The following is a 3903-nucleotide window of genomic DNA, read 5'->3' on the forward strand; positions in this document are numbered from 1 at the left end:
ATATTTTATTGATATGAATCATGTTTTATGGTTCTGTCGCATTAACAGAGCAAAGTCAGCAAAAGTTGCGCTGCTGCTTTATTAGGGGCTCTGTCGCATTAAGGCGTAGTCCTGTAACCAATGCCGGTAGCTGCTGCGATGAACGTGAAAAATCTGGCACAACGACGTAACCGGATATCGCGCCCTAAGATTGTCGACTACCGCAAACCGTTGAGTGAGTCCGACATTAAGAGCGCCGTAGCCTTTTTTAGGATGTCGTTCTCCATTTCAAAACGTTGTATCTTTTTCTTCATTTCGCGCAGCTCAAGCTGCTCTGGCGTGAGCGGAAGGCCTGGTGGCGTTTTTCCGGCGCTCTAGCCGGAGCTTGTTGGCCCATCGCGTCATGGCGGAGAGGCTGACATTCATTGCATCTGCGGCCTTAACAAGGGTGTAATGATGGTCAACGACCAGTTTGGCTGCTTCGAGTTTAAATTCTGCTGAGAACTGTTTTCCCATGTGATCACCTGTCGTGTAGTTGAGGTGAGGATATCACCTCCGATCAGGTGGCCAGTATCCGTTATTGCTGGAATCAGAAACTCCAGGCGAAGCCGGCGTTGACGCTGTTATCCTGATGGTTTTGCGACAGTAACCCGCCGTAACCCAGCGATAGCCTGACGTTGTTTCTCACCGCCACTTCTGCGCCGACCTTTAACACCATCCCGTCGCGCGACACCGGCACGCTGTTCACCACGAACGGCATATTGCCACCGTTGAAGCGCAGCCCTGTGCCGCGATCCAGTTTACTGTACTGATGCTGCCAGCCCAGTTCGCTAAACAGCCCTACAACCGTGGTTTGGCTCAGTTGCCACTGGGTATCCACACGTACGCCTAGCGTTGACACCGTCGCGTCGGTATGTTGCTTGTCACCCTGTAGTGCCGCCGCCCCACCGCCTTCCGCAATGCCGTTGTTCCGGAAGTTGATGTACGCCAAGTTGGCGAATGGCTCCAGGTTCACCCACTCAGTTTTTACGTTGTACCCCGTCTCGGCAAATAGCTGCTCGGTACGTGCGCTGTACTTCGCTGTTTCACGGTCCGACTGCACCCCGTAATTCACCGAACGCGTGGTGTCGATGCGGTGCCAAGTATAACTCCCACCTGCCCGCAGCGCCAACGCACCGAACTGTTTGCTGCCATACGTTGCCAAGTGATAGTTGTCGCTGTCCGAGTTTGAACTGTAAGCGCCGTTCAGCGAAGTTCGGGTGTAACCGGTTGCCGCTCCCAGCCGCCAGCCGCCCGCCAGTGCCGAGTCCAGCCCCAGCATCACGCCGTAGGTGGATGCCTGATAGCCAGTAGCGTTGTCGTGGCCCGACGCATTGTCCCAGGCCCCCAATAATTGCCCCCAGGTTCCCCCATCATCCGCCTTGATGTCCGCCGAGGTCGCCAGCCCTTCAGCCTGACGCAGACGCCCGTTCAGTGACTCACGCAAGTAGCGACTGTCGTTCAACAGCGCCGAGGCAGTGTCCGCATGGATTTGCCCCGATAGCTGACGGAACGCCTGTCGTGCCTCACTCGTCGTACCGATATTGAGGATACTTTCGTACACCGGGTTACCCGCCGCCAGTGCATCCGCCGCCGCTGCAACCGCCCGCTCGTTGTGCGTCTGCGCCACGCTGGAGAAAGCGGTGTCATTGCGCCCGAAGTTCAGCGTTACCTGATGAGGCTGGTAGCTCAGCCCGGAGCCAAGGAACAGGGAGTTCGACGCCACCGAATCAAATTGCCCGCTGACGCCCTGTTGCGCAGTCAGTATGTTGTACTGCTGGCCCAGCAGGCTGTGCACATTGCTTTGCGACAGCAGGTTACCGCTATTTTCTAGCAATACCGCCACCTCACCGCCGCCTATCGTCGCCAATCCATTGCTTTGGATCTTACCGCTATGACCGTTCGACCCCACTTCAATCGCATAGCGTGAACCCGATGCGAAGCTGACATTATTAAGGACACTCAGGGGGCCGTTCGAGTTACCTAGCGCCACAGAGCCGCCGCGGTGAGTGCTCAGTGAACCGACGCTGCCGGATCCGCCGAGTATGCCGCCGTTTTTCACGCTGACGTCTGAGGAGATCGAGCCATTAACGATCAATGAGCCCTGATTTATCCAGGTTGGTCCGACGTAAATGTTTTTCCCGGTTAACTCCAGGGTACCAACACCAATTTTCGTCAATCCCCCATGACCGCTAATATCATTTACCCAGTTATCATAACCACATTCGATACCACTACAGATGCGTTGATTACGGGTGCCTGGCTCAACGACTGCACCAACGCCGGGAATATTGGCAATAAATTGCGTTTGCATATAAGAGCCATCGACATATAAATCTTCGGGTATATCCGCGGCGGTTACAAACATTTTGGGGCCATCAATCGCACTTTTTAAATTTAGTTTTCCCCACCCATATACAGCATCTATTCCTTTTTCACCCAGGTCAGTGGCTGTTGTGAGTAACACAGTGGCTATTTGAGACGCTGTCATGTAAGGAAATCGTTGCATGAGCACCGCCGCTGCACCTGAAACCATAGGTGCTGCCATCGATGTTCCTGTCATGTAAGCATAGGTTGGTACAAATTTAATTTCACCCGTTTGGTCATAGTACGCCTTGTCTGTTTGTGCCGAGGTGCTATAAATATCGGTACCAGGTGCAGACATGCAGTAGCTTGCCGTATATCCACAACTTGTGGATGATACATGTAGCAGGTCATTTTCGTTCAAGTTAGCGGTGATAATGAAGTTATTCGTTACATCAGGGAACAAATAAGGGAGGGCGGGGTGTTCTCTTGGCACATTGTAGTTATTCTCATTGCCCGCAGCAAATACTATCAGCTTTCCAAAGCGCGCAGCTCGAACTACCGCAGCAAATTCTGGAAGCCCAGGATCAACTCCTGATGGTGGTACAGAACTATTGCTTAATGTGTTAATGGCATTGATATCTTCTGCTGTGAATTTGCCAATTTCGTCTTGCTTCGTCGTTTCAACGTAGAACTTCGTACCATTGGGAAGTAATAACTCGTTACCATGTTCATCCCGATAGATATCAACTTCAGGCCCCCAACTGTTATTAAAAATACGAGTATTACTTTGTATAAGATTTTCAAAAAAGTTATTATCGGTGCCTAAAAATTTAGCTGAAACCAACCCTGAATTATAAGCTACCCCATGCATATATTGACCATTGCGAGCCGCTGCGGCGATCCCTGCGACATGTGTCCCATGGTCACCAAATATAATATCCCTCGGGTTTGTATCTGAAAAATTATACGGTTCAGTTGCATCGACTTTATTGAGTTTCCCTTCAAATTTTGGGTGAGTAAATACAGACTCATCAAATATGCCGATATTAATGCCTTCTCCATTATATCCCCTTGTGTAAGCATAATGAGCACCTATGGATTCCAGTCCCCATTGTTTTTTAAATTCGTTGGTCATCCAGCTATCAGGTAAACCGGAGCGCGCAGTTTCTGTATAGCTGTCAGCAGAAAAAGCTCTGAAAGACGTCAGTACAAGAAAAAACAAACCACATCTTTTGAATGGTAATCGTCTTGTAATCATTTCGATGATATTCCTTGCCGTTATAATTTCCTTGAGTGATGAGTCTTGCTGTTTATTTGCTCTATAGCAAATACATAAAGGAAGATCGCATCAGTTGTTTATGAATCATTGAGGGGACGTTATAAGAGGTTTTCTGCATGGAGTGTCTACTGGAGATAAGTCAGGGGCGCGATAAATATGACGTTTTACACCGGAACTCGCGAAAATTGGTTGTGTCGAGTTAACGGCGGCAGGTCAGCAAAAATGGTGTTGCCGTTTATTTAGGTAGCCAACAGATAAAATTACTAAACCGCCCCGGGTGTTACAAGTACTGGTTCGAT

2 protein-coding genes are annotated in these 3903 nt (G+C 50.1%); both read right to left on the bottom strand.

Going from position 1 to position 3903, the window contains the following annotated elements:
- Positions 1–303 precede the first annotated feature (303 nt).
- The gene (locus AEP37_RS27995; RefSeq protein ID WP_053102010.1) at positions 304–495 is read right to left on the bottom strand and encodes a transposase; all 192 of its coding nucleotides are present in this window, start codon (positions 493–495) and stop codon (positions 304–306) included.
- Positions 496–568: 73 nt separating this feature from the next.
- Positions 569–3583: an autotransporter outer membrane beta-barrel domain-containing protein gene (locus tag AEP37_RS22595; protein ID WP_082170903.1), complete on the bottom strand. Its 3015-nt coding sequence runs from the start codon at positions 3581–3583 to the stop codon at positions 569–571.
- Between the last annotated feature and the right edge of the window lie 320 nt (positions 3584–3903).

Source organism: Yersinia pekkanenii, assembly GCF_001152565.1.
GTDB lineage: Bacteria > Pseudomonadota > Gammaproteobacteria > Enterobacterales > Enterobacteriaceae > Yersinia > Yersinia pekkanenii.

Coding starts and splice junctions, on each gene's coding strand:
- AEP37_RS27995 (WP_053102010.1), bottom strand. CDS start 495: ATGGGAAAACAGTTCTCAGCAGAATTTAAACTCGAAGCAGCCAAACTG.
- AEP37_RS22595 (WP_082170903.1), bottom strand. CDS start 3,583: ATGATTACAAGACGATTACCATTCAAAAGATGTGGTTTGTTTTTTCTT.